The sequence below is a fragment of the Campylobacter sp. 2018MI10 genome (assembly GCF_018501175.1).
Lineage (GTDB): Bacteria > Campylobacterota > Campylobacteria > Campylobacterales > Campylobacteraceae > Campylobacter_E.
The window spans coordinates 1-408 of sequence record NZ_JAHCZD010000117.1 but is presented as its reverse complement, the minus strand read 5'-3'; the positions used below and the strand labels follow the sequence as shown (position 1 = coordinate 408).

The 408-nt window shown below is 62.7% G+C and carries 1 protein-coding gene; it reads left to right on the top strand.

The window, feature by feature from the left end; translation table 11 throughout:
* On the top strand, positions 1-408 hold a 408-nt coding region (locus KJR01_RS10645), incomplete at both ends, for a 4-alpha-glucanotransferase (RefSeq protein WP_214119086.1).

Below are 408 nucleotides of genomic sequence, written 5' to 3'. Positions count from 1 at the left end.
CCGACATCCTCGCCAATCTGGCATATCGGCCTTTCCGCGACATGGCGCGCGCCGCTTTGCGTCACGCCGGTGGCATCCGCATCGACCATATTCTCGGCCTGTTCCGGCTGTGGTGGGTACCCGTCGGTCTCGGCCCGCGTCTGGGTACTTACATACGGTACGACCACGAAGCCATGGTTGGTATTTTGGCGCTGGAGGCGCACCGGGCTGGCGCCCTTGTCGTGGGCGAGGACCTGGGAACGGTAGAGCCGTGGGTGCGCGCCTACTTGCGTGAGCGCGGCATCATGGGCACCTCGGTCCTGTGGTTCGAGAATGGTGAGAATGGCAATCCGCTGCCTCCTGAGCAGTGGCGCGAGTACGCCATGAGTTCGGTCACTACCCATGATTTACCTCCCACTACTGGGTATC